This window comes from Tateyamaria omphalii, assembly GCF_001969365.1.
GTDB classification, from domain to species: Bacteria; Pseudomonadota; Alphaproteobacteria; order Rhodobacterales; family Rhodobacteraceae; genus Tateyamaria; species Tateyamaria omphalii_A.
In genome coordinates, this window is record NZ_CP019312.1 from 1,111,745 (window position 1) to 1,138,226 (window position 26,482).

A 26,482-nucleotide genomic window follows, 5' to 3' on the forward strand; every position below is an offset into this window, starting at 1 on the left:
CGCAGTGACCTGTGCTTAAGGCGGGGTTGTCTTCCCGTGGCCCCCGCGCCTACGATTTGCGCGGGATGAGATCAGCAGAAATGGAAGCGCACATGCCGTCGGTTGAAACTGCGCCGGAACAGGCCCTCGAGTGGGTCAAGCAAGGCAAGGGTGCGGCCCTCGCCACCGTGATCGAAACCTGGGGCAGCGCACCACGTCGCGCAGGCGCCCAGATGGTGGTGTCGGGGACAGGCGACATGATGGGCTCTGTCTCGGGCGGCTGTGTAGAGGGCGCCGTCGTGGTCGAGGCGATAGAGGCGCTGGAGGACGGCGCGCCGCGCATGCTGGAATATGGTGTTAGCGATGGTGATGCCTTTGCCGTCGGCCTTGCCTGTGGCGGGACGATCAAGATCCTCGTGGAACCCGTAGGTGCGTCCATGCCCCAAGCCACGCTTGAAGCGTTGGTACAGGCGCGCGCAGGGCGCAAGCAGGCGGCCTATGTCGTGGACACCGAAACCTGGGACCGGCGGCTGGACCATGACGGCCACACGGCCCGCTTTGCCAAGGATCGCACGGGAATGGAAGAGGATGGCAAGACCTTCGTCGCCATACACAACCCGCCCCTGCGCCTTGCGATCGTGGGCGGCGTCCACATCGCCCAAGCCCTAGTACCCATGGCAAAACTCGCAGGCTACGACCCCTACATCATCGACCCGCGCGAGGCGTTCGGCTCCGAAGCCCGCTTTCCCGGCGAACGGGTGATCAACGACTGGCCGGACGAGGCGCTGGCGGAGGTTGGCGTGGACGCCCGCACCGCGCTGGTCCTGCTGACCCACGACCCCAAGCTGGACGACCCGGCCCTGCACATCGCGCTGAGCTCTGAGGCGTTCTACATCGGTGCGCTCGGCTCCACCCGCACCCACGCCAAACGGGTCGTAAGGCTGGAAGAGGCCGGGTTCAGCCCCGAGCAGATCGCCCGGATCAAAGGGCCCATCGGCCTCGACATCGGCGCGGCCAGCCCGCCCGAGATCGCTGTGTCGATCCTCGCGCAAATGGTCGCGACGCTCAGGCAAGGCGCATGAAGTTCGGCCCACGCCCCGCAGCAGATGCAGCGGGTACGATCCTCGCCCACTCGCTCGCAGGCAGCAGCGGTCGCGTACCCAAGGGCACGGTTCTCACGCCTGAACATGTCGCGGACCTGCAAGCATCCGGGCACGATATGCTGACTGTCGCGGCACTTGATCCCGATGATGTCGAGGAAAACAGCGCCGCCCAGACGCTTGCCGCGGCTGTGGTGCCTGATCCGGCAGGGCAGGGGCTGCGGATCAGTGCAGCAGGTGCCGGGCGGGTGAACCTCTATGCCACCGGTCCCGGCGTTGTGGCCCTTGATGCCGACCGGATCACAGCGATCAACAGTGTTGATCCGATGATCACCATCGCCACGGTGCCTCCGTTTCACCGCGTGGATGAGGGCACGATGATTGCCACGATCAAGATCATCGCCTATGCGGTGCCCGACACCGCGCTTCAGGCAGCAACTGCAAATGCGGCGCACGCAATCCGCGTGCTGGCACCGTGCTATAGCACGGCCACCCTCATCGAGACGCAGGTGGGCAACGCCGAACCCGGCACCAAAGGCCGCGCCGCGCTCACTGGACGTCTCGACCGGCTGGACATCGCGCTGTCGCCCCGCGTGGTGGTGCCGCATCGCGACACGCCACTGGCGCAGGCCGTCGCCGATGCACCGGGCGAGGTCGTATTCATCCTCACCGCCTCTGCTACCTCTGACACCCATGACGTAGCCCCCAGCGCGGTGCGCGATGCGGGCGGCACCGTCACCGCCTATGGCCTTCCCGTCGATCCGGGCAACTTGCTGTTTTTTGGTGCACTCGGCGACAAGCCCGTGATCGGCCTGCCGGGCTGCGCCCGCTCGCCCGCGCTCAACGGTGCGGATTGGGTGCTGGAGCGGCTGATCTGCGGGGTGACGCTGGCCCAATCTGACATCTCACGGATGGGGGTCGGTGGGCTGCTCAAGGAGATCCCGACGCGGCCCCGCCCACGAGACAGCTAAGGCGCTGCAACATTTAGCACTTGGCATAAACAGCGAAGTTTTCTGTTCTCAAGTGCGAATGCCCATGCTTAACTCTCGGCAAACAACAATGCCAAAAGGGAGGATGCCATGGCACAGGTCTCGATGACCGTGAACGGAAAGGCTGCGTCTGGCGAGGTAGAGGGGCGCACGTTGCTGTCGTCCTTCCTGCGGGACCAGCTGATGCTGACAGGAACCCATGTGGGCTGCGATACTTCGCAATGCGGGGCCTGCGTGGTGCATGTGGACGGGCAAGCGGTGAAGTCCTGCACGATGCTGGCGATGGAGGCTGACGGCGCCGACGTGGCGACCATCGAAGGACAAGCAAATGCAGACGGGTCGCTCAATGTCATCCAGCAGGCGTTTCAGGATCACCATGGCTTGCAATGCGGTTTTTGCACGCCTGGTATGGTGATGTCGGCGGCGGCGCTTTTGAAAGAAAACCCCAAGCCATCCGAGGCTGAGGTGCGGGAATACCTCGAAGGCAACATCTGCCGCTGCACCGGCTACCACAACATCGTCAAGGCGATCATGGCCGCATCCGGCCAGGACGTAACGGCCATCGCTGCGGAATAGGCGGGGAGCATTGCGGCGCGGCCTGAAAATTCTGATTGTCATAGTCGCATACTTTGCGATCAGTTTTGCATGGAACCAGTTGGTTGTGGATCGTGTCGATCCACCAGCCCATCAGCGGCAACTATGGGGTATGGCCCCAGTTACAATTGTCTTTCTGATGATTTTGATGGCTCAGTATTTTCAGAAGCGTCGGAGTTTGAACAAAGATTCAACGGAGGAATAACAACATGCCAAAAGACGGAGGCATCGGCGCCAGCAGCAAACGGCGCGAGGACGTACGGTTCCTGACAGGGGCCGGGAACTACACCGACGACATCAATATGCGCGGGCAGGCCTATGTGCATTTCCTGCGCTCCGATATCGCGCACGGGACGATCACCAATATCGACACCGCGGCGGCGGCAGCCATGCCCGGCGTCGTGCGCATCTTCACCGGCTCTGATTTCGAAGGGGTCGGCGGCATGCCCTGCGGCTGGCAGGTTACCGACAAGTACGGCCAGCCCATGCAGGAACCGGCCCACCCGATCCTGGCGCAAGGCAAGGTACGCCACGTGGGCGAACCCATCGCCGCTGTTGTCGCCGACACCTATGAACAGGCCCGCGACGCGGCCGAGGCCATTGTGGTGGACATCGACGAGCTGCCGGCCGTCGTCGACATGAAGGCGGCGCTGCATGATGGCGCCACCAAGGTGCACGACGATCTCGACAACAACCTCTGCTACGACTGGGGCTTTGTCGAAGAGAACAAGGACGCCGTGAACAAGGCGTTCGAAGACGCGGCGCACGTCACGTCGCTCGAACTGGTCAACAACCGCCTCGTCGCCAACCCGATGGAACCGCGCGTGGCGGTGGGCGACTACGCCCGCGGCACAGGCGACTCCACGCTCTACACGACCAGCCAGAACCCCCATGTCATCCGGCTCCTGATGGGCGCGTTTGTCCTCGGTATCCCAGAACACAAGCTGCGTGTTGTGGCCCCGGATGTGGGCGGCGGCTTTGGCACCAAAATCTTCCACTACCAAGAAGAAGCGTTCTGCACCTTCGCCGCCAAGGCCTGTAACCGTCCGGTCAAATGGACGTCCTCGCGGACCGAAGCGTTCATCTCCGACGCCCACGGCCGCGACCACGTGACCAAGATCGAATTGGCGCTGGATGCGGACAACAACTTCACCGCGATCCGCACGGAAACGCACGCCAACATGGGGGCGTACCTGTCGACCTTCGCGCCCTCCGTGCCCACATGGCTGCACGGCACGCTCATGGCCGGGAACTACAAGACGCCGCTGATCTACGTGAACGTCAAGGCGGTCTTCACCAACACCGTGCCTGTCGATGCCTACCGCGGCGCAGGTCGGCCCGAGGCCACATTCCAACTTGAGCGCGTGGTCGACATGGCCGCGCGCGAATTGGGCGTCGACCCAATCGCGCTGCGCCGGCAGAACTTCATCACCGAGTTCCCCTATGCCACGCCGGTCGCCGTCGAATACGACACCGGCGACTATCACGGCACCATGGACAAGCTCGAAGAGATGGGCGACTTCGCCGGGTTCGCGGCCCGCCGCGCGGAAAGCGAAAAGAACGGCAAGCTGCGGGGCCTCGGCGTGAACTGCTATATCGAGGCGTGCGGTATCGCGCCCTCGAACCTCGTCGGGCAACTCGGCGCGCGCGCCGGGCTTTATGAAAGCGCCACGGTGCGGGTCAACGCGACGGGCGGTCTGGTCGTGATGACCGGCAGCCATAGCCACGGGCAGGGGCACGAAACCTCCTTTGCCCAGGTGGTGGCCGAGATGATCGGCATCGACGAGAATATGGTCGAGATCGTGCATGGCGATACCGCCAACACACCGATGGGCATGGGGACCTATGGCTCCCGTTCCATTGCGGTGGGGGGCAGCGCCATGGTCCGCGCGACGGAAAAGATCATCAACAAGGCCAAGAAGATCGCCTCTCACCTGCTGGAAGCGTCCGAGGCTGACATCGAGCTGAAGGACGGCGCATTCAGCGTGGCAGGCACCGACAAGTCGGTCGCTTGGGGTGACGTGACCCTCGCCGCCTACGTGCCTCACAACTACCCGCTCGAGGATATCGAGCCGGGGCTTGAGGAAACGGCGTTCTATGATCCGTCGAATTTTACATATCCCTCAGGCGCTTATGCCTGCGAAGTTGAAGTTGATCCGGACACCGGCAAGGTGACCATAGATCGGTTCGCGGCGGCAGATGATTTCGGCAACATCATCAACCCGATGATTGTGACCGGGCAGGTCCACGGCGGTATTGCGCAGGGCATTGGTCAGGCGTTGCTGGAAAACTGTGCCTATGACGAAAACGGCCAGCTTCTGAGCGCGTCTTACATGGACTACGCCATGCCGCGCGCTGACGATCTGCCCATGTTCGACGTGGATCACTCCAGCCAGACGCCCTGCACCCACAACCCGCTTGGGGTGAAGGGTTGTGGCGAGGCTGGGGCCATCGGCTCGCCTCCGGCTGTCGTGAATGCGGTCGTGGATGCGCTGCAATCGGCGGGCAAGGATGTGACCCATATTGACATGCCTTTGTCGCCCGACCGGGTTTGGGAAGCGATGCAGTAAATTGAAAGTGCGGGACCGGGGGCCAGCCCCCGGACCCCCGGGATTTTTTGAACCAGAGAAGAGGGACCTCGCGCTCTGGTTCAGATGAAAGGACAAGACGATGTATAACTTCGAATTCGAAAAGCCGGGTTCAGTGGCCGATGCGGTCGCAGCTCTGGGTGCTGAGGATGCGCAGGCGCTTGGAGGTGGGCAGACCCTGATCCCAACGCTCAAGCAGCGCCTTGCGATGCCGACGACATTGGTGAGCCTCAAGGGCATTGCCGAGATGCAGGGCGTGTGCACCGGCGATGACGGGTCGATCTGCATTGGTGGGGCGACGAGCCATGCCACAGTTGCAGCGGAGGCAGGTGCCTATCCCGCGCTTGCGGCCACGGCGTCTCATATTGGTGATCCTGCCGTGCGCAACCGCGGCACCATTGGCGGGTCGCTGGCCAACAACGACCCATCGGCCTGCTATCCGGCGGCTGCGCTAGGGTCCGGCGCCACCATCGTGACAAACACACGCGAGATCGCGGCGGATGACTATTTCCAGGGCATGTTCGACACCGCTTTGGACGAGGGTGAAATCATCACCGAAGTGCGCTTTCCCGTCCCGGAAAAGGCAAACTACCAGAAGTTTGTCCAGCCTGCGTCACGCTTCGCGCTGGTGGGGGTATATGTCGCCAAATACGCCGACGGCGTGCGCGTTGCCATCACCGGGGCCAGCAACAACGGCGTATTCCGCTGGACCGAGGCCGAGGCGGCGCTGTCGTCGAACTTCTCACCCGACGCGGTAGACGGGCTCAGCCTGTCCGGCGACGACATGATCAGCGACCTGCACGGCACCGGCGACTACCGCGCGCATCTGTGCGGCGTGATGACCAAGCGGGCGGTGTCGGCTGCTGCGTGACCGAAGCGATGCGACTGTTGCTGAAGGGCTGCCTCATGGCGGCCCTTTTGGTTTATTGCGGGCCATCTTCGGGTCAGGGCGCGACACTGCCGCGTGCCGATATCGTGTCCTGTGTGCGCGCCGTGAACGACCTTGACGACATCATGTGGACCAAGATGCGAAGCCACTGTCTTGTCATCGCAGGCAGTCATTGCGAAGCCCCCGTGAGCGGTCCAATTCTTGATTGTCTCGCCGACATCACGCGCGACATGACCATGTATGTGGCCAGTGCACTTCCGCATCTGCCCGATACGGTTGAAGCAGACGGTTTCAGGCGACTATCCTACCTAAGCATAGTGGAGCGTTTGCGCGCGCCCGACGATGCGCAAGCACGTTGCATGAGCCAGCACAGCAAGGCCTTCGATCAGAGCATATGCCTCAGCGTTGCCGCCTTTGGCCGTTTGATCGACGTGTTCACAGTCGCCCGATATGCGAATGTCACATTGCCCTAAATCGAGCCCGCCTCAACCATGAAGTTGTTCGCCGTGCACATGGCGCTGTCATCCGAGGCCAGCCACAACACCATCCGCGCCACATACACGGGATCAATCAGATCCGGCAGGCACTGGCGCGAACGGTGCGCCTCCAGCGCCTCGGGCGTGGCCCACAGCTCCTTCTGCCTGTCTGTCATGATCCAGCCGGGCACGACCGTGTTCACCCGAATGCGGTGATCGCCCAGATCGCGCGCCATTGTGCGGGTCAGCCCATGCACGGCGGCCTTGGCCGTGGTGTAGGCGGGAAAGCCGCCTCCGGCCTCCCACCAGGAATTCGAGCCGAGGTTGATAATCGACCCACCGCCCGCCGCGATCATGCCGGGCGCGACCGCCTGAATGGCAAAGAACATGTGGCGCAGGTTGGTCTGCATCCGCTCATCCCAATACTCGGGCGTCACGTCCTGCCAGTTGTGCCGGTCATCGCGGGCGGCATTGTTGACCAGCACGGTAAAGGGGCCGATCTGTGCGCCCAGATCGGCAATGGCGGCGCGCGTCGCGTCGATGTCGCGCAGATCACATAAGCCATGGGCGGCGCCGGTTGCACGGCTCACCTCCGCCGAGGCCTCTGCGTCGCGATCCAGAAACGCAACCTTGGCGCCTTGCTCGGCAAATGCTTCGACTGTCAATCGGCCGATCCCCGATGCGCCGCCGGTGATCAGCACCGCCGTGCCCTCCAGGCTGGGATAACGCGCGAATTCTGGCATGGCTCACCTCCGATTGATGGGTCCGCACCTTGTCCTGTGTCACTGGGCAGAGGTCAAGACACAGACAATTGCACAAGATGTCAGCAAGTGCCCGCCGTGCTTCGCCCAGGTTGAGGAGGATCAACAATAATCGAGCGCAGACGTGTTATCCTGCAACTATCAGTGGAGGAGACATCATGGCTCAGACAACAGTCACCAAATCCAAGTCCAAAGACACATCCGACGCCACCGGCACCATGATCAACGCGATGACCAATTGGCAGACGGCGGGCCTGGGCGCGTTGAATTGGTTCAGCGCCTCGACGGTCGAACGCATGGGAGACATGGGAGCGGAATGGATGACCTTCGTCGCCGAGCGTGTGCGCGAGGACGTCGCATTGCAACATGCACTCATGCACGCAAAATCGCCCGGAGAGATGCAGCAGGTGCAGATGCGCTTCCTGCAGACGGCCATGGATCAATACACGGCCGAGACCGGCAAGATGATCGAACTGAGCTCAAAGCTGTTCGATACGGCGGAAAATCACGAAGCGCCCGACGAGAACGTCAACGTCTGAAACAGTGCGCGCCGTTGGCGGGCGCCATGTCGTCAAAGAGAAAGGGCGCGGCCATCGCCACGCCCCTTTGAAATGCCTGCGATCAGATCATCACTTCTGTGGCAGCGGCCCGATCATCATGACCATCTGGCGGCCTTCCATCCGGGGGAAGTTTTCCACCTTGCCGATCTCCTTGGTGTCGTCCGCCACCCGTTCCAGCAACTCGCGACCCAGGTTCTGGTGCGCCATCTCGCGACCGCGAAACCGCAGGGTGACCTTCACCTTGTCGCCGTTCTCGAGGAACTTGAAGACGTTGCGCATCTTCACCTCGTAGTCGTTGGTGTCGGTGTTGGGGCGGAACTTGACCTCTTTGACCTCAATGATCTTCTGCTTCTTGCGGGCTTCGGCTTCGCGCTTTTGCGTCTCGTACTTGAACTTGCCGAAATCCATAATCTTGCACACGGGCGGATTGGCATTGGGCGAAATCTCGACCAGGTCCAGCCCGGCATCGTCGGCCATGTCCATGGCGCGGCTCGGGGTGACCACGCCGACATTTTCGCCGTCGGCGCCGATCAGGCGGATTTCAGGGGCACGGATCTTGTCGTTGACGCGCGGGCCGGTGTCGCGTTGCGGCGGCGCGTTGTGGGGTCTGCGAGCGATGGTGGTCGTCCTTTGATCGTTCCAAAATGTGAGGCCAGAAAATAGCCTTTGGCCCGGTTTTCTTCAACCCTATGAATCGGCCATCCTGCGCCGAAAAGGGCGATTTTCCCCCTTGAACCTTTTTACTGCGCCCCGCATCTGAGAGCGGGAACCCATCAAGAGGTCACAGCGTTGACCGACAGACGTACAAAGGACAGGGCAATGAGAAATCTCATCTGGATTATCGTGGCGGTAGTGATCGCAGGCGGGGCATATTTGCTCTATTCCGGCCAGACCCCGCAGGAGGTCGCAACTCAGGCCGCCGATGCCGTCAATGCGCCCGAGGCGCTCGACAGCGCCAGCGATGCCGTTGGGGACGCCGTCGAAGCCACCGAAGACGCGGTTGCAGACACCGTGGACGCCGCAACTGCCGTCGGCGAAGAGGCCGCCGCGGTGGTCGAAGATACGGCCACAGCCGCGGCGGATGCCGCCTCAGACGCGGTAGACACCGCTACCGAAGCCGCGTCGGACGCCGCTGAAGGGGTTCAAAACCTGGCCGAAGATGCCGCCACAGCGACAGGTAACGCCGTGGACGCGGCAACCGACACCGCAGCTGCCGTCGTTGAAGACGCCACCGAAACCGTCAATGATGCGGTCTCTGCTCTGACAGAAGGCGCGTCAGACGCCGCCGAAACCGCGACAGAAACGGCAACGGACGCCGCCGAAGCGACGGAAGAGGCGGCAACCGACGCCGTTGACGCGACCACTGAAACAGCCTCCGATGTTGTTGAGACTACAACTGAAGCAGCGACAGACGCGGCCGAGGCCACGACCGAAGCCGTCACCGACACAACCGAGGCGACGACAGAAGCCGTAACCGAGGCGACAGACACGGCAACCGACACAGCCGCAGCAACAACCGACACCACCGAAACCACCACCGAAGAGGCCGTGGATCAAGCCGCCGAAACCGCAACCGATGGCACCGAAGAGGTGGCAAGCGCCGGTGGCGTCGCCGAACTGCTGACAGTCGAAGGCTTCGACTTCGACCGCGTGGCCGAGATGATCGACAACTCCGACGCCCTGAGCATTGTTCAGAAAACCACGCTCAAGGCAGGCATCGAAGAGGCGCAGAACAACCCCGAGGTCCTTCAGGGTCTGCTGGATCAGCTGAAGCAGGCAATGGGCCTCTGAACACCCCAAGCTCTGCAACCTGAATTGGCCGCGCCCCGACACAGGAGCGCGGCCTTTTTCATAGCACGGGCCGGGTTCACATGCCTCAGGCAGCGCACTAGGCATGTGGTATGCACTTTGACCCGCACCTTCTCACCACGTTCCAGATCACGCAGCCCCACCATGTCACCGACGCGCCCATCGCGTCGCTCTGGCGGGTCACGCGCGCTGACGGAACACAGGCGTGCCTGAAATGCTACAAGGACGACGATCTGCGCGACGAAGCGCCCGGTTTCGACCTGCTCGCGGCGCAGAACGGGCAGGGTGCCGCGCGGATCTATCAAAGGCAGGATGCTGCGATCCTGATGGAGTGGCTGGACGGACCCTCACTCGGTGACATGGTCCGCAATCGGGATGACGAACAGGCAACGCAGATACTGGGAAAGGTGGCGCAACAGCTCCACAGGGCCAAGTTCGAGCCGCCGCGCGGCCTCGATCCGCTGCCCAACCGGTTCAAGGCGCTCTTTGCGGCGACATTCACGCCCGATTGCCCGTCACACATACAGGCAACCGTGAACGCTGCGTGCAAACTGGCCGTGCACCTGCTGGCGAACCAAACAAACATCCGCCCGTTGCACGGCGACCTGCACCATGACAACGTCCGGGGCAGCGATCGCGGCTATCTGGCCTTTGATGCCAAGGGCGTGCTGGGCGAGCCGACATTCGAGTTGGCAAATGCGTTTCGAAACCCGCTGGGCGCCGATGCGCTCTTTTCCGACCCACGGGTGATCCAGCGCCGCGCCGCACAGTGGTCGGCTGCGCTAAACGTCTCTCAAACCCGCTTGCTGTCATGGGCGGCCGCCTACAGCGCATTGTCGCTCACCTGGACACACAAGGGCGTCTTCGGCCCGGAAATGTCCAAGGACATGGACCTGATCGACACATGCCTGACCCTGATTGCCCAGGGTCAGGAGGCTTAAGCCGCGCGCAGCGTCAGTCCAGAAACGCCTTTTCGACCACGTAATGCGCGGGCTTCGAATTGGCACCTTCCTCCAGCCCGTATTCTTCGAACATGGCTTTCAGCTCGAGGTTGAAGGCCAGGTTGCCGCAGATCATCGCCCGGTCGCTTTCGGGGTTGAGCGGTGCGACACCCAGATCCTTGAACGCCTCGCCCGACTTCATCAGGTCCGTGATGCGGCCCATCTTCGGGCTCTCCTCGCGGGTCGTCGTGGGGTAATACTTGATCTTCTTCCAGAACCCGTCGCCGATCACCTCGTTCAGCAATTCATCATGCTTCAGGCTCTCGATCAGGTCACGGCCATAGGTCAGCTCGCCCACCTCGCGGCAGGTATGGGTGATGATGACCTCGTCATAATCCTCATAGGTCTGCGGCTCGCGCAGCAGCGACGCAAAGGGGGCAAAGCCGGTGCCGGTGGCAAAGAACCAGATGCGCTTGCCGGGCAGCAGGGCGTCATGGACCAGCGTGCCGACGGGCTTGGGGCGCAGGATGATCTGGTCGCCGGGCTGGATGTGCTGCAGCTTGGAGGTCAGCGGGCCGTCCTGCACCTTGATGGAATAGAATTCCAATTCTTCGTCCCAGGATGGCGAGGCAATGGAATAGGCGCGCATGATCGGTTTGATCTTGCCGGTTTCGGGATGCGGATCGCCCATCAGGCCGATCATCACAAACTCGCCTGACCTGAAGCGCAGCGACGCAGGCCGCGTGCAGCGGAAGCGGAACAGCCGATCAGTATAGTGCTCGATCTCTGTGACCGTCTGGGCGTCGGGCAGGGTGGGGGTCGCCTTGACGGCGGTTGTCTCGTTCACGGGGCTTTGCTCGGTCATGAATATGTCAACGCAGGTTTACACCTGCGCCTCTCCATTTGGGAAGGATTTTTGTCATTGATAAGGGCGCGAATGGTCGCGCGCCTTGATGTATGTCAGCAGCGTCTAGTGATTGGACGCCCCACGCAGGCGCGCCTGGTAGTCGTGGCTCTGCCAATCGCTCCGGAACTGCCACTGGTCTTCGGGCTGGCGCGCCGCCAGCGCCTGGCTGATCTCGACCTCGTCAAAGCCTGACCGGCGCGCCATCGCATACTGATCCGAGATCACGTGCCCCTTGGCGCGCAGACGGCCCCGGTAGCCACGCAAACGCAGCATCCGCGCAATGGTGAACCCGCGCCCATCGGCAAAGCTGGGGAAATCCACGCGGATGATGTCCGCATTCAGCGGGATCTGGTCGGGGTCGGCATCGCTGGGCACATCCAGCGCCGCCGCATCATTGGCCGCTTCGCCCAGCGGAGTATAGCCGCCATCCCAAGTGTCCGGGCCAAAGCCCTGATCGGTCACTACGATTGTCATGTCTCTTGTCCTACTCTGACGAGTTTCCCATCAACGAAGTGGATGCCACATTCGTCTTTATCCTGATCCCGCCAACGCCCCGCGCGGGGGTCTTCGCCATCCGCCACTTTCGACGTGCAGGGCGCACAGCCGATGCTGGGATAGCCGTGCGCCACCAGCGGATGCCGCGGCAGGCGGTTTTCGTCCATGTATTCCAGCACGTCTTCCGGTGACCACCGGGCCAGGGGGTTCACCTTTATCCGACCGGTGGCGTCCTCAACCTCGAAAAATTCGAGGCTCGTCCGCGTCTGCGACTGATACCGTTTCCGCCCCGTCATCCAACCAGAATAGGGCGCCAGCGCCTTTTGCAGCGGCACCGTCTTGCGCAGCGCACAGCACGCGTCTGTATCGCGCCTGTGCAGCGTCCCGTCCGGGTCCTTGGTGGCGATGTCATCGGCCCGGATCACAGTCACATTCTCCAGCCGCAACCGCTCCGCCACCTCCTGCTGGTAGACCAGCGTTTCGGCAAAGAGCATCTCGGTGTCGATAAAGATCACCGGCACGTCCCGCTTCACCATTGCCGCGAGGTGCAACAGAACCACCGATTCCGCCCCGAAGCTTGACACAAGTGCCACGTCCGGCACCGCCTCGAAGGCCGCGCGCAGCACATCCGTTGCGCCGTGATGGGTCAGCTGCGCGTTCAGCGCGCTGACCATCACGTCGGCCTCCGGGCAGGCCGGCCCTCCGGGGGCGGTTTTCCTGGCGAAATGAAGCATGGGATCTTACTCCGCTGCCACCTTGGTTTCGGGGTAGAGGGCCGCCTTGAACGGGGCGAGCCCCGTGCGGCGGTACGTGTCGATGAACTCTTCCTCGGGGCTGGTGCGCAGGTCGAGATAGGTGTCCACGATCCGTTCGATGGCAGGCACCACCTCGTCCGCCGAGAAGCCGGGCCCGACACGGTCGCCGACCTTGGCCTGTTCGGTGTGATCGCCGCCCAGGGTGATCTGGTAGTTTTCGACGCCAGCGCGGTCGAGGCCGAGGATCCCGATATGGCCGACATGGTGGTGCCCGCAGGCGTTGATACAGCCCGAGATCTTGATCTTAAGCGCGCCAATCTCGTGCTCGCGCTTCAGGTCATCGAAGGCCGTCGCAATCTCTTGCGCAATCGGGATCGACCGGGCCGTGGCCAGCGCGCAATAATCCATGCCGGGGCAGGCGATGATATCGCTGATCAGCCCGATATTGGCCGTTGCCAGCCCTTCGGCGCGTAGCGCGGAATAGATCGACGGCAGCGACGCCTTGTGCACATGCGGCAGGATCACGTTCTGCTCGTGACTGATGCGGATTTCGTCATAGCCGTAGGTTTCGGCCAGATCGGCGATCAGGCGCATCTGCGCGGCAGAGGCATCGCCGGGTGTGTCCCCGTGTTTTTTCAGGCTGATGGTCACGATGGCGTGGTCCGCATCGCGGTGCGGCGTCACGTTTGTGTCGGTCCAGGCGCGAAAGGCCGGGTAGGTTTCCAAAGCGCGGGCGTAGGGCGCGGTGTCCGCCTGCACAAAAGCGGGCGGGGCAAAATGGCCCTCGATCTCGCGCAGCATCTGCACGTCCACGCCCGAAAAGGTCTTGCGCGTCTCGACAAACCGTTCTTCGACCAGACGGCGGATTTCGTCGATACCATGCTCGTGCACCGTGATCTTGATCCGCGCCTTGTACTTGTTGTCGCGCCGCCCGATCTGGTTCCAGACGGACACGATGGCCTCAAGGTAGGGCAGCAGGTCCGCTTCCGGCAGGAAGTCGGTAATGACCTTGCCGATCATCGGTGTACGACCCAGGCCGCCGCCAACGATAATTTCATAGCCACGCGCGCCATCCCGCTCGACCATACGGATGCCGATGTCATGCGCGCGTGTCACGGCGCGGTCATTGGGGGAACCGGTGATCGCGATCTTGAACTTGCGCGGCATGAACTGGAACTCAGGGTGGTCGGTGGACCACTGGCGCATCAACTCGGCCACCGGGCGGGGGTCCGCAATCTCGTCCGCCGCAGCCCCTGCGAAGTGATCGGCAGTCACGTTCCGGATCGTGTTGCCGGAGGTCTGGATGGCGTGCATGCCCACCTCGGCCAGCGCGTCCAGCATATCGGGCACGTCCTTCAGCTCGGGCCAGTTGTACTGGATGTTCTGGCGCGTGGTGAAGTGGCCATAGCCCTTGTCCCACCGCTCCGCAATCTCGGCCAGCTTGCGCATCTTGGCGGCGTTCAGCGTGCCATAGGGGATCGCCACGCGTAGCATATAGGCGTGCCGTTGCAGATACAGACCGTTCATCAGGCGCAGCGGCTTGAACTCGTCCTCGGTCAGCGCACCGGAAATGCGGCGTTCGACCTGGGCGCGGAACTGGGCGTTGCGTTCAGCCAGAAAGGCGGTGTCGAACTCGGAATAGCTGTACATCAGGACAACTCCACTTGCTTGCCATGGGCGTAGTTGCTGGGGCCGGTCGCCCGGAACTCTTCGCGGAAATGGGTGGGGACGGGCACGCCATCCTCGACGGCCACATCGGCCAGATAGGCGCCCACGACCTCATCAACCTGCTGAGAAGCCTCGATCAGGCGCAGATCGGCGTCGGCCTCATCGGTCAGCACCTCCGCCTCTTCCAGCTTGCGGCTCCAGCCATCGGCGGTCTGGTAGATGACGTCGCCCGCCAGCAGATGGTTGGCGGTGACAACTTTGGGGGTAAAGGCTTTGGGCATCACTGTGCCTCCTGCATTTGTTCGGGCGCTCGGGGCAAGGGAATTTCGGGAATGGCGGCAAGGGCTGCACGCGGGGCAAGGCCGATGAAGGTGAGGGCAGGGCCGCCCAGACCGGCCTCCGTCAGCGTCGGCTCCATCTCGGCCACGGTGGTGGACAGGACCTGTTGGTCGGCACGACTGGCGTTTTCGACAAAGGTCACGGGCGTCTCGGGATCAATCCCGTGCATCATCAGGCGCCCTTGGATGAAACGGGCTGACTTCTTGCCCATATAGATCGCTGCTACCTCACCGGGTTGGGCCAGCGCCTTCCAATCGTGATCGGCAAAGCCACGCGTGTCATGGCCGGTCAGGAACCTGACAGAGGAATTGCGACCCCGCCGGGTCAAGGATTGCCCGATGGAGGCCACAGCGGCAGACGCGGCAGTGATGCCCGGCACGATGTGGTAGTCCACACCGGCGGCGGTCACGGCCTCGATTTCCTCGTCCAGACGGCCAAAGACAGTGGCGTCGCCAGATTTCAAGCGCACGACCTGTGCCCCCGTCAGCCCATGTTCGACGATCAACTCGTTGATGGTCTCTTGCGGTGTGGAGGGGCCGAACGCCTCCTTGCCCACGTCGATCATGGTCGCTTCGCGGCGGGCAAGTTCCAGGATTTCCTTGGAAATAAGGCGATCGTAGATCACCACATCCGCCTCATCCAGCGCCTTGCGGGCCTTCAGCGTCAGCAGCTCCGGATCACCCGGACCTGCGCCAACAAAGGCGACATGACCCTTGCGCGCGTCCTTCATCAGGTGATCGGCGAGCAGATCATCCAGAGCGGGCTGCACAGCCTCTTCGCCTGTGCTCATCGCCTTGGGACCGGCATTGAAGTAATAGTCGCGCCAGAAGTCGCGGCGCGGACGGCCAAAGGGCAGGGCGTCGGCGGCCTTGCGGAAGGCCTTGCCGATGCGGGCCAGGGTGCCCAGCGACGTGGGCAGGCGTTCTTCCAGATCGGCCTTGATGGCGCGGGCCAGCACGGGGGCCGCGCCCTCGGTGCCGATTGCGACGGTCACCGGGTCGCGGTCCACGATGGCGGGGGTGATGAACTGGCTGTCGGCCAGGTTGTCGACGATGTTCACCAGCGCCCCGTCCGCATGGGCGATAGCAGCGGTGCGTTTGTCTTCAGCAGCGTCCTCATCAGCGGCATAGAACAGCGCCGCGCACATCGCATCGCCCGGCTCGATTGCGCGGTCAATCAGGCGGAGCTTGCCGTCCTTGGCCCATGTCTTGATCTGATCATCCGCGTCGGGCGCAAAGACGGTGATATGCGCCGTGGTCTTCATCAGCAGGCGCAACTTGGCCAGTGCGGCATCGCCGCCACCCGACAGCACGATCCGGCGACCCGCCGTGTTCAGGAAGATGGGAAAATGGTTCATCTTGGCCTCGTTCCGCGAAAACTGACCCTCAATATAGGAAAATTTCCCGGTTTGGCGCTAGACATCGGCGCAGATAAGGATGATTGTTCTCTCTGCTTGCAGGTGCAGAACGCCTGTTTCCCGAATTGGAGCCCTTTGGAATGTCTGTTCGCATCGACGACGTGGATCGCAAAATTCTGGCCGAGTTGCAGCGCGACGCCAGCCAGTCACTCGACGATATCGCCAAGGCCGTGGGCTCATCGAAGACGCCCGTATGGAACCGGATTCGCAAGCTGCGCGAAGCCGGAGTGGTGGGTCAGCAGACCGTGGTTCTGGATGCCGAGGCGCTGGGGTTCGAGGCGTGTTTCTTCGTCCTCATCCGCACGTCCGAACACGAAGCCGACTGGCAAGCCAAGTTCCTGCAAGCCTTGCGCGACCGCCCCGAGGTGCAGGAAGCGCACCGGTTGGCTGGCGACATCGACTATATTCTCAAAGTGCGCGTGAAAAATGCCCGCGCCTATGACGCGTTCTACCAGGCCCTGATTTCCGAGGTGCGCGTGCACAACGTCACGGCCCTCTTGTCGATGGAAGAGATCAAGTCCACCACGATGCTTCCCCTGGAGACGTGACCAAATTGCGCGCTGCCGCGCATTCCATATACAGCAAGTGGTAAGGCGACGCTTTGCTTTTGGGGTATGTGCCGGTTGATCGGTTTGGGATGTCTGCTGAGAGGTCGTTTAGGGCGCAATGCGTCCTAAACAGACCCGTTCGAGGGTGATGCGAGTCGCGCCCGCGTCAAGGACAAGCGGCGCAAGGCGCCGTCGCTGCGCGATCCTTGACCCGGTCCCGACTCACGTCGCCGAGACGATCAGCCGATCGAGTTTGTGGAAGTGGTAGCTGTCGGCGTATTCGGGCGTTTCCGCGATCCTGAGGTCTGGCATTGCGTCAAACAGCATCGGCAGCGCGATCTGCATCTCAAGCCGCGCAAGCGGCGCGCCCACGCAAAAATGCAGACCCCCGCCAAACGCGACATGCGGGTTCTTCACGCGCGCCGGATCGAACCGGTCAGGCCGGTCGAACGCCGCCGGATCACGCCCCGCGGCCCCCAGCATCAGCGCAATCTCATCGCCGGGGCCCAGTGAATGACCACCCACATCAATCGGTTCATAAACGTGGCGTGTGAACATATGCAGCGGCGGGTCGTAGCGCAGCACCTCCTCAATGCACCGCTCGGGATGCGCCAGCGCCTCTTGCGCTCCGTGCTCCACCAACGCCTTCACCGCATTGCCCAGGGAATGAACCGTCGCCTCGTGCCCGGCATTCAGCAGCAGCACGCACGTCCCGATCATCTCTTCCCGGCTCAGGGTCTCGCCCCCATCCTCCGCAGCAATCAACTCGGTGATCAGGTCATCGCGCGGATCACCCCGCCGCTCCTCGATATACCCGCGCAAGAAGGCCGAGAACTCCCCCGCCGCCGCATTCGCCGCGTCCTCAATCGCCCGGTCACGCCCCGCCTGATACATCGCGACCATCGCCGCCGACCAGCGCAGAAGGTCCGGCCCCATCTCCTCCGGCACGCCCAACAGCCGCGCAATCACCCGCACCGGCACCAGCTGGCAATAGGTCGGGATCAGGTCAAACGGCCCCTCCGGTAACCCGGCAATCAACTCAGCGCATATGTCACGAATATCCCCCTCCAGCCCGGCAATCCGGCGCGAGGTGAAGGCATGCAGCACCAACCGACGCAGCCGGGTATGCTCCGGCGGCTCCAACTCCAAAAGCGAATAGCGCTCAACCGCATCGAAGTCCGCCAGATGCGGGGCCGCCGCCCCACGCCCCGGCACGGCCCGTCCCAACTGCTTGTCGCGCAACAGCGCATGCACCGTCGCGTGATCAAAGGCGGCGTGCATCCCGTAGTCCTGCCAATAATGCACCGGCCCCTCGTCCCGCGCGCGGTCGTAAAACGGATACGGGTCCTGGACAAAGGCAGGATCATGGGGCGACTGGATCAACATGCGGCAACATCTCTCAACCCCCGGACTGCTTGGCAAGGGCCAACGCCCAAGGCTAGGGTGCGCGCCATGTCGAACGGATATGTCAGACGGATCAGCGTGGTGCTGGGCTTCATTGCCCTCGTTGCCGCCGCATCCGCGGGCGTCTGGCGCTACGGCTACTTCCAGGCGCTCGACCAACTGGCCCGCCAAGGGCAATCGGACCTCGCGCTTGCCTCCGACCGGCTCACGGGGCAACTTCAACGCTACCGCGAACTCGCTGTCCTTGTCGCCGACCACCCGCGCGTCAGCGCAGCCCTCGCTGGCGAAGACATCACCCAAGCCGAAGCGCTGTTCCTCGATATCGCAGACAAGACAGCAGCACAGGACATCCGCTTGACAGACGCAGATGGCCTCATCCTCGCCGCCGCGCGCCCCGATGTGCCCAGCCTTGACGCAAGCGCTCTGGTCAAACGCGCGGCCCAAGGCGCGCTCGGCTGGGGCAACGGGCGCACCGCCCAAGGCACGCGTGTCTTTGCCTACGCCGCCCCCGTCTTCAACAACCGCTCAAACGTGATCGGCACGGTCGTCGTCACCGTCGACCTTGCAGGCATCGAATGGGACTGGGTCGGCTCCAACCCCGCCGTCTTCTTCACCGACGCACGCGACCGCGTCTTTATCACCAACCGCTCCGAAATCGTCTACTGGCAACGCTCCGAAACGGGCGCGGAACTCAAGCCCACAGACGGCCCGGCACTGCCCTTCGACAGCTACGAACTGGGCCGGCATGAGGTCTGGCAACTGGGCTGGGGGCCATACCTGCCGCAAAACGCACTGCACCTCGTTCGGCCCCTCCCGGTCATCGGCATGACGGGCGAAGCACTCGTGGACGTCGCCCCCGCCCGCCGCCTCGCCACCCTGCAAGCCGCTGCCGTCGCGGGCCTCTGCCTCGCCTTCGGCGCGCTCCTCTTCCTCGCCACCGAACGCCGCCGCACATTGGCGGAGGCAAACGCCCAGCTTGAGGCGCGGGTGACCGAACGCACCGCCGAACTGTCGCACACCAACGCAAGGCTCCGGCGCGAGGCCGAGGAACGCGAGGAAGCGCAAGCCGCCCTCGCACGCGCCCAGGCCGACCTTGTCCAGGCGGGCAAACTCAGCGCTTTGGGTCAGATGAGCGCGGGCCTCAGCCACGAACTCAACCAGCCCCTTATGGCGATCCAGACCTATGCCGACAACGCCCAGGCCTTCCTCGACCGTGGCAAACCTGACCGCACGCAGGACAACCTTGGCCGCATCGCCGACATGGCCCGCCGCATGGGCCGCATCATCAAGAACCTGCGCGCCTTTTCGCGACAGGAAAGCGAACCGGCGGTCCGCGTAGACCTTGCCCACGTCGTGCGCAGCGCCGTGGAACTCACCGCGCCACGCATCCGAAACGAAGACGTCACGCTTCACCTCGACACACCCGACACGCCCATCTGGGTCTCGGGCGGCGAAGTGCGTCTGGGCCAGGTCTTCGTCAACCTGATCTCGAACGCCATCGACGCGATGGCGGGGCAGGACACCCGGACACTCACCATCATGGTCGACACCGCCTCCGTCACCATCGCCGACACCGGCCCCGGCATCGAAACGCCCGACCGCGTGTTCGACCCGTTTTACTCCACGAAAGAGGTCGGCGCGTCCGAAGGGATGGGGCTGGGCCTGTCAATCTCCTACGGCATCATCCAAAGCTTTGGCGGCGAAATTCACGGGTCCAACGGCCCAGACGGCGCCGTATTCACCGTCACCCTGCAACCCTGGACGCAAGAGGCCGCCGCATGACCACCCACGTTCTGTTGGTCGATGACGACGCCGCCGTGCGCGACGCGCTGTCCCAAACGCTGGAACTGGCGGACCTGACACCGATCCCTGCGGCGTCCTTCGTGGTGGCCAAGGACCACATCGCCTCCGACTTCGACGGCGTGATCCTGTCCGACATCCGCATGCCGGGCCGCGATGGCTTCCACCTTCTGGCCCACACCCGCAAGATCGACGCCGACCTGCCTGTGATCCTGCTCACGGGCGAGGGTGACATCCCGATGGCCGTCCAGGCCATGCGCGACGGCGCCTTTGGGTTCCTCGAAAAACCATGTGCGCCCAGTGAGTTGCTGGCCGTACTTGAACGCGCTTTGAAAACCCGTGCGCTGGTTCTCGAAAATCGTCGCCTGCGCCAATTGGTCGAAAGCGGCGATCCTGCTGCTCGGATGCTTTTCGGCGAATCCGAACTTGCCGAAGGCTTGCGCGACCGCGTGCGCCTGCTGGCCCCTTTGGAAACCGAAGTGCTGGTGACAGGTGCCCCCGGCTGCGGCATCTCAAAAGTAGCCGAGGTCATCCACCTCTCTTCGCTCCGCTCCAAAGCCCCCTTCGTCAAACGCGCCGCCGCCGATCTGCGTCCGAATGCGCTGGCCGAGGCGATGGACACCGCCAAGGGCGGCAGCCTGTTCCTTGATGAAATCACCCAGCTTCCGCACGCCAGCCAGCTTGCGCTGCTCGAAGCACTCGAGGCGGGCAAGGACCCTCGCCTCATCGCGGGCAGCACGCGTGATCTGGGCGCCGCAGTGGAAGAGGGCGCGCTGAACGCCGATCTCTACTACAAGATCGAGATGTTCCCGATCCGCATCCCCAGCTTGCGCGAACGGCCCGAGGATATCCCCATCCTCTTCCGCCACTACGTGGCCCAAGCCGCAGAACAGGCGGGGCTAATCGCCCCTGAACTGGCCCCCGACCACATGGCAGCGCTCATGTCGCAGGACTGGCCCGGCAATGCGCGTTCGCTGATGAGCGCCGCCATGCGCTTTGTGCTGGGCATGCCCGAGGATGCGTCCAAGGCCGTTGATCTCGGCCTGTCCGAACAGATGGCCCGCGTCGAACGGTCTTTGCTTGTCGCAGCCCTTGGCCGCCAGAATGGTCACGCCTCCGCCGCTGCGGAGGCCCTGAGGCTGCCGCGCAAGACCTTCTACGACAAGCTCAAGAAATACGGGATTCGGGCCGAGGATTACCGGCGCTAACACTGTGCGGAAATCCGCACAGTGTTGCGTGGGGTGGTGCGGAAATCCGCACATGCATGCGTCGCGCAACACCTGATAGACTTTAATTTCATCAAGCAAAGCATTGTATTTAATTCAGAATATAAGGTGAAAGAAACGTCAACAAAAAGAACACGTGTACCCCACCGTACGCTCTGCTTTTCTGTAAGTCGCTGTCCCCGCGGGGACACGTCAGAACAACACGATCTCTGGGAGGAGACAGACCATGAAATTCCTGACCGCCGCCGCACTGGCCCTTACCGTCAGCGCAGGCGCCGTGGCCGCCGCCTGTGACGATGGCGAAATCGTCATCAAGTTCAGCCACGTCACCAACACCGACAAGCACCCCAAAGGCATCGCCGCCTCGCTTCTGCAAGAGCGTGTGAACGAGGAAATGAACGGCAAGGCCTGCATGGAGGTGTTCCCGAACTCGACCCTCTACAACGATGACCAGGTGCTCGAGGCACTGCTGCAGGGCGACGTCCAGATGGCGGCCCCGAGCCTCTCGAAATTCGAACAATTCACCAAGCAATTCCGCATCTTCGACCTGCCGTTCATGTTCAAGGACATCAACGCCGTCGACGCGTTCCAGGCGTCCGAAACCGGCCAGTCGATGAAGGAATCCATGACCCGCCGCGGTCTCTTGGGCCTTGAGTTCTGGCACAATGGCATGAAGCAGATGTCGGCCAACGTGCCCCTGAACTCGCCTGCCGACGCCAGCGGGCTGAAGTTCCGCGTGCAGAACTCCGACGTGCTCAAGGCACAGATGGCAGCCCTTGGTGGCTCGCCCCAGCCGATGGCATTCAAGGAAGTTTACGGCGCGCTGCAAACCGGCGTTGTGGACGGGCAGGAGAACACCTGGTCCAACATCTACGGACAGAAATTCTTTGAGGTGCAGGACGGTATCACCGAGACCAACCACGGCATCATCGACTATCTCGTCGTGACCGGTACTGACTTCTGGGATGGTCTGCCCGACGATGTGCGCGACCAACTGGGCACGATCCTGTCGGAAGTCACCCAAATGCGGAATGGCGAATCCACCCGCGTCAACGAAGAGGCCAAGCAGGCCATCATCGACGCCGGTGGCGTGGTCCGCAGCCTCGACGCCGCACAGCGCGAAGAGTGGGTGGCCGTGATGAAGCCCGTCTGGGACGAGTTCAAAGATGACGTCGGTCAAGAGAACATCGACGCAGCACAGGCGTTCAACGCCGCTACGAACTAAGACTTTCGCCTGACGTTCCCGCGCCTCGGGGCTGTTCCCCCGGGGCGCGACTTTCTCACTTAAAATCTGAGGGTTTCGTGATGTCCGGGGCGTATGTTCCCAAAGGGCCTGTGGGTCGCTTTGTCCATGAATTCGAAGAGACGATGATCGCCCTGCTGCTCGCTGGCATGACCATCGTGACCTTCATCAACGTCGTGCTGCGCTACGGCTTCAACACCGGGCTCATTTGGGGCCTCGAGATGGTGACGTTCCTGTTTTCCTGGCTGATCCTGTTCGGCGTGTCCTACGCGGTGAAGATCACCGCGAACCTTGGCGTGGACGCCGTCACGAACCTCTTTTCCAAACCCGTCCGCCGCATCCTTGCGCTGATCGCGGGCGCCATCTGCATCATTTACGCCTTCTTGCTGTTGAAGGGCGCGTGGGATTATTGGGCCAACTTCGCCAACCTGCCGCAGACCACCGGGCGCTGGTTCCCAACCGGTTTTGAGGAGATGAAGCGCACGTCCTTCCGGGGCTGGTACGAGGTTGTGGACATCCCCATGCCCGAGTGGCTGCGCTGGATCGAACCGATCATGAATGAGGGCGAGGAATACGAGAAAATTCCGCGCTTTATCCCGTATTTCATCCTGCCGTTTGGCATGGCGCTGCTGCTCTTCCGGTTTATTCAGGCGTTCGTGCGCGTATGGACGGGGCAGAACAGCTCGCTGATCGTCAGCCATGAAGCCGAAGACGCCATCGAAGACGTCCGCCACATGAACGCCGGAGATTAAGCCATGGAAGTTGCAATTCTTTTTGGGCTTGTGATCGGGCTTATGCTGATTGGTGTGCCGATTGCTGTGAGCCTTGGCATCTCGTCGATCCTGTTCCTGCTGGTGCTGAGTGACACGTCGCTTGCGTCCATCGCGCAGACATTGTTTCAGGCAATGGCGGGGCATTACACGCTGCTGGCGATCCCGTTCTTCATCCTTGCCTCGACGTTTATGTCGACGGGCGGGGTGGCGAAGCGGATCATTCGGTTTTCCATTGCGATCGTGGGGCATTTTCCCGGTGGGCTGGCGATTGCGGGGGTGTTTGCCTGTATGCTCTTTGCCGCGCTCAGCGGCTCATCGCCTGCCACTGTCGTGGCCATCGGGTCCATCGTGATCGCGGGGATGCGACAGGTTGGGTATACCAAGGATTTTGCCGCCGGGGTCATCGCCAATGCGGGCACCTTGGGCATCCTGATCCCGCCGTCCATCGTGATGGTGGTCTATGCCGCGGCAACAGACGTGTCCGTAGGGCGGATGTTTCTGGCGGGCGTCATTCCGGGTCTGATGGCCGGGACCATGTTGATGGTCACCATTTACGTGATGGCGAAGGTCAAGGACCTGCCAAAGGGTGAGTGGCTGGGCTGGGGTGAGGTCTGGCAATCGGGGCTGCACGCCAGCGGTGGGCTGTTCCTGATCGTCATCATTCTGGGCGGTATTTACGGCGGTATCTTTACGCCGACCGAGGCCGCTGCCGTGGCCGCCGTCTATGCGTTTCTGATTGCCGTGTTTGTCTATCGCGATATGGGGCCGCTGGCGACGCCGGAGGGGGAGCGGAACCATTCTCTCTTTGCCAAGCCCTGGGTCATCGTGACTGCCCTTGTGCACCGGGATACCAAGAACGCGCTGTTCGAGGCGGGCAAGCTGACTGTCACCTTGATGTTCATCATCGCCAATGCGTTGATTTTGAAGCATGTTCTGACCGATGAGCAGATCCCGCAGCAGATTGCCGGGGCGATGCTGGATGCGGGGTTTGGCCCCGTTGTGTTCCTGATCATCGTGAATGTCATCCTGCTGATCGGCGGGCAGTTCATGGAGCCGTCGGGCCTGCTGGTCATCGTGGCGCCGCTGGTCTTTCCCATTGCCATCGAGCTGGGGATCGATCCGATTCACCTGGGCATCATCATGGTGGTGAACATGGAGATCGGGATGATCACGCCGCCTGTCGGGCTGAACCTGTTCGTCACCTCTGGCGTTGCGGGGATGCCGATGATGCGGGTGGTGCGGGCGGCGTTGCCGTTTTTGGCGGTGCTGTTCGTGTTTCTGATCATGGTGACCTATATTCCGGCCATTTCGACGTGGTTGCCCACGTTGATGATGGGGCCGGAGGTGATCATCCAGTGACGCGTCACGGATCCGGATGACGCTGCGCGACGCGATTCACTTTTTCTGACGAGGGGGCTGTCTGCCCCCTCGAGCTCCCCCGACCGTATTTGAAAAGAGAAGAAGATCAAGAGGCTGCGAGGGCGTCGATGATGGGTTGGAAGTCGGACGCTTTCAGGGAGGCACCGCCGACGAGGGCGCCGTCGACGTTTTCGGCCTGGAAGATCTCGGCCGCGTTGGTGGGTTTGACGGAGCCACCGTAGAGGACGCGCATGTGTGCGCCGGCGTCACCGAAGCGGGCGGTGAGGTTGGCGCGGATCATGTCGTGGGTCTCAACGATCTGTGCCATGGTCGGGACGCGGCCCGTGCCGATGGCCCAGATGGGTTCGTAGGCGATGACCGTATTGTCGGCCGTGGCCGTGTCGGGGGTGGAGCCGTCAAGTTGGGCGGCGATGATGTCGAGGCAGTCGGGGCCGAGCCGTTCTTCTTCGCTTTCGCCGATACAGATGATGGCGGTGAGGCCTGCGGCGTATGCCGCTTCGGCCTTGGCGCGGACGTGTGCGTCAGTCTCTGCGTGGTCGGCGCGACGTTCGGAGTGGCCGACGATGACGGCTGTGGCGCCTGCGTCCTTGAGCATGGAGGCGGCGATGTCGCCTGTGTGCGCGCCTGAGGTATTGGCGTGGCAGTCCTGGCCGCCGATTTCGACCTTGCTGCCGAGTGTGACATCGGCGGCGCGGGTCAGGAGCGGTGCAGGGGGGCAGATCAGGATTTGCGGGCCGTCCTCGCCGCCGGTGAGCGTCGACAGTTCGGCCAGCATCTCGGGCGTGCCGTTCATCTTCCAGTTGCCTGCTGCCAGTTTGCGCCGCATGTCACTCTCCGCTTTTGGTGGTCGCGGTGGTCCTAGCATTGGGGTGCGCCTTGCGCTAGGGCTGCGCCAAAATGGAGTGCGTGACATGATCCCACGGTTGGATGCTGCCGCTTTGGCAGTTGGCGATGGGCCAAGCCTTGCGGCCTTGGGCGCGGCGGCGACCGGGGTGGGCTTTGCCACTGTTTTCAATACCGCGCTGTCGGCGGAGCGGGTGGACGCGGCGATTGGGACGTATCGTGCGTTTTTTCATTTGCCGGAGGCGGAGAAGCGCGTGGTGGACATGGCGCGGACCGGGTCGAACCGGGGCTGGGGGGCTGCGGGGTCCGAGCAGGTCGATCCGGAGGCGAACCCGGATTACAAGCAGTTCTTTGATGTGGGGTATCAGGTGCCCGCCGGTCATCCCCTTGGGGACAAGCGGTTTTATGCGCCGAACTTGTGGCCGGATGATCCTGAGTTTAAGCGGGTGATTTCAGCGTATTACGATGATGCGGTGGAGGTCGCCACAGGGTTGCTTTCGGCGATTGCGAAGGCCATCGGAGCGGATGCGGCGCATTTTGATGGGGCGTTTGAGGCGCCCATGGCCCTGCTGCGCGGCAATTTTTATCCGGCGCGGCCTGATTGGGCCGGGGCCAAGGATTTCGGGATTGCGACCCATACGGATTACGGGTGTTTGACCCTGCTGGCGACCGATGGGTCGCCGGGCCTGGAGGTTCGGAAGCGTGGGGGCGGGTGGATTCCGGTCAGCGCGCCGCCTGGGGATTTCATTATCAATTTTGGCGAGATGCTGGAGTTTTGGACGGGAGGGCGCGTGAAGGCGACGCCGCATCGGGTGGTTGGAGGCTTGGACGAGCGGATTTCGATCCCGCTGTTTTTCAATCCGAGCTATGACGTGAACGTGGCGCCGGAGAGGTCGGGGCAGGTAATGCTGGCCGGGGACCATCTGAGCGCGCGGTTTGAGGAGACCTATGTGCATTTGCAGGGGAAGTCATAGGGTTGTTGACGTTTGGTGGGCAGA

Annotated in this window: 26 protein-coding genes; 16 read left to right on the forward strand and 10 right to left on the reverse strand. The window is 62.7% G+C overall.

Features of this window, described 5'->3' with window-relative positions; translation table 11 throughout:
* Nucleotides 1-92 precede the first annotated feature (92 nt).
* The 6 genes from BWR18_RS05495 to BWR18_RS05520 all read left to right on the forward strand — a co-directional run bounded on the left by BWR18_RS05495 (nt 93) and on the right by BWR18_RS05520 (nt 6,612).
* A complete protein-coding gene (locus BWR18_RS05495) occupies nt 93-1,061 on the forward strand; it encodes an XdhC family protein (RefSeq protein WP_076630145.1) in 969 nt (322 codons plus the stop codon).
* Entirely contained in the window at nt 1,058-2,050 is a 993-nt protein-coding gene (locus tag BWR18_RS05500; RefSeq protein WP_076627064.1) for a molybdopterin-binding protein, read from the forward strand. The genes BWR18_RS05495 and BWR18_RS05500 overlap by 4 nt, the downstream gene beginning before the upstream one ends.
* Before the next feature lie 108 nt (nt 2,051-2,158).
* Entirely contained in the window at nt 2,159-2,644 is a 486-nt protein-coding gene (locus BWR18_RS05505; protein ID WP_076627065.1) for a (2Fe-2S)-binding protein, read from the forward strand.
* Between the two features lie 227 nt (nt 2,645-2,871).
* The gene (locus BWR18_RS05510; RefSeq protein ID WP_076627066.1) at nt 2,872-5,232 is read left to right on the forward strand and encodes a xanthine dehydrogenase family protein molybdopterin-binding subunit; all 2,361 of its coding nucleotides are present in this window, start codon (nt 2,872-2,874) and stop codon (nt 5,230-5,232) included.
* Nucleotides 5,233-5,332: 100 nt separating this feature from the next.
* The gene (locus tag BWR18_RS05515) at nt 5,333-6,121 is read left to right on the forward strand and encodes an FAD binding domain-containing protein (protein ID WP_076627067.1); all 789 of its coding nucleotides are present in this window, start codon (nt 5,333-5,335) and stop codon (nt 6,119-6,121) included.
* Nucleotides 6,118-6,612, forward strand: coding sequence for a hypothetical protein (locus BWR18_RS05520; protein WP_076627068.1), 495 nt, complete (start codon nt 6,118-6,120; stop codon nt 6,610-6,612). Before BWR18_RS05515 ends, BWR18_RS05520 begins: the two co-directional genes overlap by 4 nt.
* On the opposite strand, the gene BWR18_RS05525 is transcribed toward BWR18_RS05520, so the two are convergent.
* Nucleotides 6,609-7,358: an SDR family NAD(P)-dependent oxidoreductase gene (locus BWR18_RS05525; protein WP_076627069.1), complete on the reverse strand. Its 750-nt coding sequence runs from the start codon at nt 7,356-7,358 to the stop codon at nt 6,609-6,611. The two genes, BWR18_RS05520 and BWR18_RS05525, sit on opposite strands and share 4 nt — an antisense overlap.
* A gap of 176 nt (nt 7,359-7,534) precedes the next feature.
* Between BWR18_RS05525 and BWR18_RS05530 the strand changes: the two genes are divergently transcribed.
* Nucleotides 7,535-7,915 carry a phasin family protein gene (locus BWR18_RS05530; RefSeq protein ID WP_076627070.1) on the forward strand — a complete coding sequence of 127 codons (381 nt, stop codon included), beginning with the start codon at nt 7,535-7,537 and terminating at the stop codon, nt 7,913-7,915.
* A 90-nt stretch (nt 7,916-8,005) separates the two neighbouring features.
* Here BWR18_RS05530 and infC read toward each other — a convergent pair whose 3' ends face one another.
* Nucleotides 8,006-8,554 (reverse strand): translation initiation factor IF-3, encoded by a 549-nt coding sequence (gene infC, locus BWR18_RS05535; protein WP_076627071.1) that lies wholly within the window; start codon nt 8,552-8,554, stop codon nt 8,006-8,008.
* A 201-nt stretch (nt 8,555-8,755) separates the two neighbouring features.
* Here infC and BWR18_RS05540 point away from each other — a divergent pair, with 201 nt between their 5' ends.
* Both BWR18_RS05540 and BWR18_RS05545 read left to right on the forward strand, forming a co-directional pair.
* Complete coding sequence (locus BWR18_RS05540; protein ID WP_076627072.1) at nt 8,756-9,727, forward strand: hypothetical protein; 972 nt, start codon at nt 8,756-8,758, stop codon at nt 9,725-9,727.
* Nucleotides 9,728-9,837: 110 nt separating this feature from the next.
* Nucleotides 9,838-10,686 carry an aminoglycoside phosphotransferase family protein gene (locus BWR18_RS05545; protein ID WP_076627073.1) on the forward strand — a complete coding sequence of 283 codons (849 nt, stop codon included), beginning with the start codon at nt 9,838-9,840 and terminating at the stop codon, nt 10,684-10,686.
* A 13-nt stretch (nt 10,687-10,699) separates the two neighbouring features.
* On the opposite strand, the gene BWR18_RS05550 is transcribed toward BWR18_RS05545, so the two are convergent.
* The 6 genes from BWR18_RS05550 to cysG all read right to left on the reverse strand — a co-directional run bounded on the left by BWR18_RS05550 (nt 10,700) and on the right by cysG (nt 16,207).
* Complete coding sequence (locus BWR18_RS05550) at nt 10,700-11,551, reverse strand: ferredoxin--NADP reductase (protein ID WP_076627074.1); 852 nt, start codon at nt 11,549-11,551, stop codon at nt 10,700-10,702.
* 105 nt (nt 11,552-11,656) lie between these two features.
* Entirely contained in the window at nt 11,657-12,067 is a 411-nt protein-coding gene (locus BWR18_RS05555) for a DUF934 domain-containing protein (RefSeq protein WP_076627075.1), read from the reverse strand.
* Nucleotides 12,064-12,762: a phosphoadenylyl-sulfate reductase gene (locus BWR18_RS05560; protein WP_076630146.1), complete on the reverse strand. Its 699-nt coding sequence runs from the start codon at nt 12,760-12,762 to the stop codon at nt 12,064-12,066. Before BWR18_RS05560 ends, BWR18_RS05555 begins: the two co-directional genes overlap by 4 nt.
* Before the next feature lie 66 nt (nt 12,763-12,828).
* Nucleotides 12,829-14,493, reverse strand: coding sequence for a nitrite/sulfite reductase (locus BWR18_RS05565; RefSeq protein WP_076627076.1), 1,665 nt, complete (start codon nt 14,491-14,493; stop codon nt 12,829-12,831).
* Complete coding sequence (locus BWR18_RS05570; RefSeq protein WP_076627077.1) at nt 14,493-14,792, reverse strand: DUF2849 domain-containing protein; 300 nt, start codon at nt 14,790-14,792, stop codon at nt 14,493-14,495. The genes BWR18_RS05565 and BWR18_RS05570 overlap by 1 nt, the downstream gene beginning before the upstream one ends.
* Complete coding sequence (gene cysG / locus BWR18_RS05575; RefSeq protein ID WP_076627078.1) at nt 14,792-16,207, reverse strand: siroheme synthase CysG; 1,416 nt, start codon at nt 16,205-16,207, stop codon at nt 14,792-14,794. Before cysG ends, BWR18_RS05570 begins: the two co-directional genes overlap by 1 nt.
* Nucleotides 16,208-16,347: 140 nt before the next feature.
* Here cysG and BWR18_RS05580 point away from each other — a divergent pair, with 140 nt between their 5' ends.
* Nucleotides 16,348-16,815, forward strand: coding sequence for an Lrp/AsnC family transcriptional regulator (locus BWR18_RS05580; protein WP_039687413.1), 468 nt, complete (start codon nt 16,348-16,350; stop codon nt 16,813-16,815).
* A 222-nt stretch (nt 16,816-17,037) separates the two neighbouring features.
* On the opposite strand, the gene BWR18_RS05585 is transcribed toward BWR18_RS05580, so the two are convergent.
* On the reverse strand, nt 17,038-18,201 hold the full coding sequence (locus BWR18_RS05585) for a cytochrome P450 (RefSeq protein WP_076627079.1): 1,164 nt from the start codon (nt 18,199-18,201) through the stop codon (nt 17,038-17,040).
* A gap of 66 nt (nt 18,202-18,267) precedes the next feature.
* Here BWR18_RS05585 and BWR18_RS05590 point away from each other — a divergent pair, with 66 nt between their 5' ends.
* From BWR18_RS05590 to BWR18_RS05610, 5 genes are all read left to right on the forward strand, one after another.
* Nucleotides 18,268-20,001, forward strand: a complete 1,734-nt coding sequence (locus tag BWR18_RS05590; protein WP_076627080.1) for a sensor histidine kinase — start codon at nt 18,268-18,270, stop codon at nt 19,999-20,001.
* The gene (locus BWR18_RS05595; RefSeq protein WP_076627081.1) at nt 19,998-21,227 is read left to right on the forward strand and encodes a sigma-54-dependent transcriptional regulator; all 1,230 of its coding nucleotides are present in this window, start codon (nt 19,998-20,000) and stop codon (nt 21,225-21,227) included. The genes BWR18_RS05590 and BWR18_RS05595 overlap by 4 nt, the downstream gene beginning before the upstream one ends.
* A 244-nt stretch (nt 21,228-21,471) precedes the next feature.
* Nucleotides 21,472-22,470 (forward strand): DctP family TRAP transporter solute-binding subunit, encoded by a 999-nt coding sequence (locus BWR18_RS05600; RefSeq protein ID WP_076627082.1) that lies wholly within the window; start codon nt 21,472-21,474, stop codon nt 22,468-22,470.
* An 80-nt stretch (nt 22,471-22,550) separates the two neighbouring features.
* Nucleotides 22,551-23,240, forward strand: coding sequence for a TRAP transporter small permease (locus BWR18_RS05605; protein WP_076627083.1), 690 nt, complete (start codon nt 22,551-22,553; stop codon nt 23,238-23,240).
* A 3-nt stretch (nt 23,241-23,243) separates the two neighbouring features.
* The gene (locus BWR18_RS05610; protein ID WP_076627084.1) at nt 23,244-24,620 is read left to right on the forward strand and encodes a TRAP transporter large permease; all 1,377 of its coding nucleotides are present in this window, start codon (nt 23,244-23,246) and stop codon (nt 24,618-24,620) included.
* Nucleotides 24,621-24,726: 106 nt separating this feature from the next.
* Here the strand turns inward: BWR18_RS05610 and tpiA are convergent, their stop codons facing one another.
* Nucleotides 24,727-25,467: a triose-phosphate isomerase gene (gene tpiA / locus BWR18_RS05615; protein ID WP_076627085.1), complete on the reverse strand. Its 741-nt coding sequence runs from the start codon at nt 25,465-25,467 to the stop codon at nt 24,727-24,729.
* A gap of 85 nt (nt 25,468-25,552) precedes the next feature.
* Here tpiA and BWR18_RS05620 point away from each other — a divergent pair, with 85 nt between their 5' ends.
* Entirely contained in the window at nt 25,553-26,458 is a 906-nt protein-coding gene (locus tag BWR18_RS05620; protein ID WP_076627086.1) for an isopenicillin N synthase family dioxygenase, read from the forward strand.
* Nucleotides 26,459-26,482: the final 24 nt, after the last annotated feature.